Here is a 4510-nt window from a genome sequence, read left to right as displayed (position 1 = left end):
GCCCCGGTGCCACCCTCCATCTCACCCGGGCGGCACGCTCGACACGACCGGCAGCAGCAGCGCGGTGGCGTTGTCGTGCCCGCCGGCCTCCAGGGCGTACCCGACGAGTGCCCGCGCCTCGACCGCCGGACCACCACCACCGCCGCCGGTCCCGGCCCCGGCACGCCGCACCACCGCGCTCAGCCCCTCCGTGTCCGGCAGGTACCGCCACAGCCCGTCCGTGCACAGCAGCAGCCGGCCGGAGTACCGCGGCCGGTAGCTCCGGACATCGGGCACCGGCTCGTCGGCGTCGGCGCCCAGCCATGCCGTCAGGGCGTCGAGGTCACCCGTGTCGTCCTCGGTGAGTGCCGTGCCGGGCCCCTCGTCCGGCAGCCAGTAGGCGCGGCTGTCCCCGACGGCGGCGCTCCAGACACCCTCCGGTCCGGCGACGCCTGCGACGTACGTACAGGCCGGAGCGACGGTGGACGCGGGGTCGTGGTGGTCCGCGGCGGCACCGGCAGGCCCCACGAGAGCCGCGACCGCCCGGTGCGCACGCACCGCGGACCCGACGAGCGCGACCTCCGGCAGCACTCCCGAACCCAGCTGGGCGACAAGGTGGTTGAGCCCCACGTCGGCCGCCACCCGTGCCGCCCGCTCGGCCCTGGGCGACATGGACACCCCGTCACAGACGACCCCGACCGTCCACGCCCCGGTCGTGCCCAGCGCGATCGCGTCCGCGTTGACGCCCCGCCGAAGGCCCTAGGGCCCTTCTGATGGATCTCCGCGGCGTCACGACGCCCGGCACGCACCCTCGCCGCACGGCGCGAAGGGACAGGTGGCTCCGCCACATGACCTTTCACACCGCACTCCCCCAGCCTTCGGCCGGGGGGGACCCCCAGCGCACGCATCGGACGCCGCTCCTTCCTCCACGGAGATCCATCAGAAGGGCCCTAGCCGCTGACCCCGGCCGCACCGCCGTCCACCGTGATCTCGACATGCGCCCGGAACGCCGGCTGGGCGGCACCGCAGTCCCAGCAGTGCCCGTCCGGGGCGACCGTTCCACCGCACTGGGCACAGCCCACGCTCTCGCTCATTTGTCCCATCGGTCTCATCGGTCCGCATCCTGCCACCCGATCGCGTCGGGAAACCCGACAGAAGGTGTCCGGCTTCCAGGACACCCTGGACGAGACGCCGGTTCCGGAGCCGGTGTCCGTCAGGGTGGCAGTTCACGCACAGGAGGTTCGGCAATGACAGGTCCGCTTGAGGGCAAGGTCGCACTGGTCGCGGGGGCGACGCGCGGGGCGGGGCGCGGGGTCGCCGTGGAACTGGGGGCCGCCGGCGCCACCGTGTACGTCACCGGCCGCACCACGCGGGAACGGCGCTCGGAGTACGAGCGACCGGAGACCATCGAGGACACCGCCGACCTCGTCACCGCGGCGGGCGGCCACGGTATCGCCGTACCCACCGACCACCTCGACCCGGACGCCGTCCGTGCGCTCGTGGACCGTATCGCCGACGAGCAGGGCCGGTTGGACGTCCTCGTCAACGACATCTGGGGCGGCGAACTGCTCTTCGACTGGGACGCCCCGGTCTGGGAGCACGACCTCGACAAGGGCCTGCGGCTGCTGCGGCTGGCCGTCGAGACGCACGCGATCACCAGCCACCACGCCCTGCCCCTGCTGCTGCGCCGGCCCGGCGGTCTGGTGGTCGAGATGACCGACGGCACCGCCGACTACAACCGCGACAACTACCGGGTCTCCTTCTTCTACGACCTCGCCAAGTCGTCCGTCCTGCGCATGGGGTTCTCTCTGGGCCACGAACTGGGCCCACGCGGCGCCACCGCCGTGGCCCTCACCCCCGGCTGGCTCCGCTCGGAGATCATGCTGGAGACCTTCGGCGTCACCGAGGACACCTGGCGGGACGCCCTGGAGCGGGTGCCGCACTTCTGCATCTCCGAGACCCCGCGTTACGTCGGCCGGGCCGTCGCCGCCCTGGCCGCCGACCCCGAGGTCGCCCGCTGGAACGGCCGGTCCCTCTCCAGCGGCGGCCTCGCCCAGGAGTACGGGTTCACCGATCTCGACGGCAGCCGGCCCGACGCCTGGCGTTACCTCGTCGAGGTCCAGGACGCGGAGAAGCCGGCGGACGCGACGGGATACCGCTGAGAACACTACGTTCTGCCGCATGAATGCGACGCATCCGAAAAGGCACGAGACGCACCAGACGCATCCCTACAGCCCCACGAAGCGCTTCGAGGGGTACGGGGCCTTCATCACGGGCGCGGCCCGCGGCATCGGCGCGGCCACCGCCCGGCGGCTGGGCGAGGAGGGCGCCCGTGTGCTCGTCACCGACGTGGATCTGGACGCGGCGGAGAAGACGGCCGCGGAACTGCGCGAGCGAGGGCTGGCGGCCGAGGCGTACGGGTGCGACGTCGGCGACCGGACGTCCGTGGAGGCGGCCGTCGCGTACGCCGTGGACGCCTTCGGCTCGCTCGACGTGCTGGTCAACAGTGCGGCCTGCTGCACACCCGACGTCCCGCTCTTCGAGGACGAGCCCGACGAGGCGTGGGCGCGCGACCTCGACCTCACGCTGACCGGTGCGTACCGCTGCTGCCGCGCGGCGCTCCCGCATCTGGTGGCCTCGGGGCGCGGTGCGATCGTCACCATCGGTTCCGTGAACGGCATCCAGGACTTCGGCAACCACGCCTACAGCGCCGCGAAGGCCGGGCTGATGTCGCTGACCCGTACCCTCGCCGGGCATGCGGCGCCGCGCGGGGTCCGCGTCAACCTGGTGGCGCCGGGCACGGTCCGCACCTCGGCGTGGGAGGGCCGCGACGACGACCTCGACTCCGTGGCCCGCGTGTACCCGCTGGGGCGGGTCGGCGAGCCGGAGGACATCGCGGCGGCGGTCGCGTTCCTCGCCTCACGGGACGCGGCCTGGATCACGGGGACGACGCTGTGCGTGGATGGCGGCCTCCTGGCGGTCAACACGGCGTTCCAGCAGGCGATCCGGGCAGTTCCGTGACGTTCCCGGCTTCGGACGGACCCCGGGACGGAGCGCCGTCCGGGTAGAACTGGGCGTACCAGCGGCGCAGGGCCTTGATGCCCTTCTCGTGCGGAAGCAGGACGGGGCGAGGCTGGTGGATCTTGTGATCCCAGATCCGGACCTCCTCGCGCACCTCGTCCAGGGCTTCCGCGCGGAAGACGAGCTTGAGCGCGGGCGCCAGGAACGGCAGGCGGGACGGTTTGCGGACGTAGTACAGCATCCGCATCTCGCTCGTACGGTCGTCGACGGGTGTGGTGAGGGCGACGGCGGTCACCGAGAGGACGGGGCCGTGGGCGCGGACCACCATGACGCCCGGCCCGTACATGAAGGCGTCGAAGGTGTTGTCGATGTCCCAGCCGAACACGCGTCGGCGGATCCGGCCGCGGACCTCGGCGAAGGGACCGTCCGTCCGCAGGTCCTGGACGGGGGGCTCGCTCTGACCGTGGATGAAGTGGAAGTGTGACTCGTCCACGATGTTCTCGCGCATCTCCTGAATGTGGATGCGCGCGCGGCACGTGTCGTCGATGGGCGTGGTGAAGTCCCTGGACTCGGTCTCCGGGATGGCCGGTACCTCCCACGACGGCTCACCCGGCCCGGCGTGGACGAAGACGAGCCCGCTGTGCTCACGGACCGGGAAGCCGCCGAGGGACACCTTGGGGGTGCGGACGGCGAACGGTGCCTCCACGCACCGCCCGTCCGCACCGAAGCGCCATCCGTGGAACGGGCATTCCACGGTGCCGTCCACGACCTTCCCGCCGGCTCCCAGGTGCGCGCCGTAGTGCGGGCAGTGCGCGTCCCGTACGGCGGGCCGGCCGTCCGCTCCGCGGAAGGCGATGAGGGCACGTCCGAAGTAGTGCAGGCTGACGACCCGGCCCGGCCGCAGCTCGGAACTGCGGAGCACGGCGTACCAGCCGTACGGCACGGAGGGCATCGGGTACTGGTCGGCTCGCGGATCGCGAGGCAGGTCGAGCAGCTTGTCATGGCTACGGCGAAAGCGCATGCCCCGATGCTAACGACCTTGCTCTGTCTTCCAGGGCCCTCATGCCTCGCGCAGGCCTCAGGCCTCTTCCAGAGCTTCGCCGAACTCGCGGAGCACCTTGCCGTGATGGCTGTGGGCGAGCTGGTGTCCGACTGCCAGGACCAACGCAACAGGCCATTCAAGGATGTCCAGGGCGGCCATTACAGCGACGCCGCCGAGAAAGGCGAGCTGCTCCGGAGGGGGAAGTTCGAGACGCGTGCCGAGCACGTCGAGCGTGACGGCGTGGCGGGCGACAGCCTGTTCGGCCGCCGCGCTGGCCGACGGCGTATCCACGGCCGAGGCACCGGGCCGGACAGTGCGAGCCTCCTGGGTGGTGGTCGTTGCGGTCATGGTTGCCATCCGTTCCATCGCCCGACCAGGAACTCGTCGGCGATGAGTTGTGGCGTTTTTCCTTCTTGTCCACGATATCCACGGCGTAGGGGTGGCGCATGGGCACGCGGTGGGGGTGGG

General features: G+C 71.8%; 5 protein-coding genes and 1 pseudogene. 2 read left to right on the top strand and 4 right to left on the bottom strand.

The genetic code is table 11. From position 1 onward, the window contains the following. Window positions 1–21: 21 nt before the first annotated feature. A pseudogene (locus FNH08_RS45285) lies at window positions 22–711 on the bottom strand (PP2C family protein-serine/threonine phosphatase); the annotation flags it as partial. 218 nt (window positions 712–929) lie between these two features. Next, window positions 930–1073, bottom strand: a complete 144-nt coding sequence (locus FNH08_RS45280; protein WP_194238845.1) for a hypothetical protein — start codon at window positions 1071–1073, stop codon at window positions 930–932. Between the two features lie 153 nt (window positions 1074–1226). Here FNH08_RS45280 and FNH08_RS45275 point away from each other — a divergent pair, with 153 nt between their 5' ends. Continuing rightward, on the top strand, window positions 1227–2141 hold the full coding sequence (locus FNH08_RS45275; protein WP_152777397.1) for an SDR family oxidoreductase: 915 nt from the start codon (window positions 1227–1229) through the stop codon (window positions 2139–2141). A gap of 19 nt (window positions 2142–2160) precedes the next feature. After that, window positions 2161–3000, top strand: coding sequence for an SDR family NAD(P)-dependent oxidoreductase (locus FNH08_RS45270; RefSeq protein WP_152777395.1), 840 nt, complete (start codon window positions 2161–2163; stop codon window positions 2998–3000). Here FNH08_RS45270 and FNH08_RS45265 read toward each other — a convergent pair. After that, a complete protein-coding gene (locus FNH08_RS45265; RefSeq protein WP_228034774.1) occupies window positions 2960–4021 on the bottom strand; it encodes a Rieske 2Fe-2S domain-containing protein in 1062 nt (353 codons plus the stop codon). The genes FNH08_RS45270 and FNH08_RS45265 overlap by 41 nt on opposite strands. Window positions 4022–4078: 57 nt before the next feature. Next, complete coding sequence (locus FNH08_RS45260; RefSeq protein WP_228034773.1) at window positions 4079–4390, bottom strand: hypothetical protein; 312 nt, start codon at window positions 4388–4390, stop codon at window positions 4079–4081. Window positions 4391–4510 lie beyond the last annotated feature (120 nt).

It is taken from the genome of Streptomyces spongiae (assembly GCF_009377185.1).
GTDB classification, from domain to species: Bacteria; Actinomycetota; Actinomycetes; order Streptomycetales; family Streptomycetaceae; genus Streptomyces; species Streptomyces spongiae.
The sequence above is the reverse complement of the archived record's forward strand: the minus strand, read 5'-3'. Positions and strand labels throughout refer to the sequence as shown.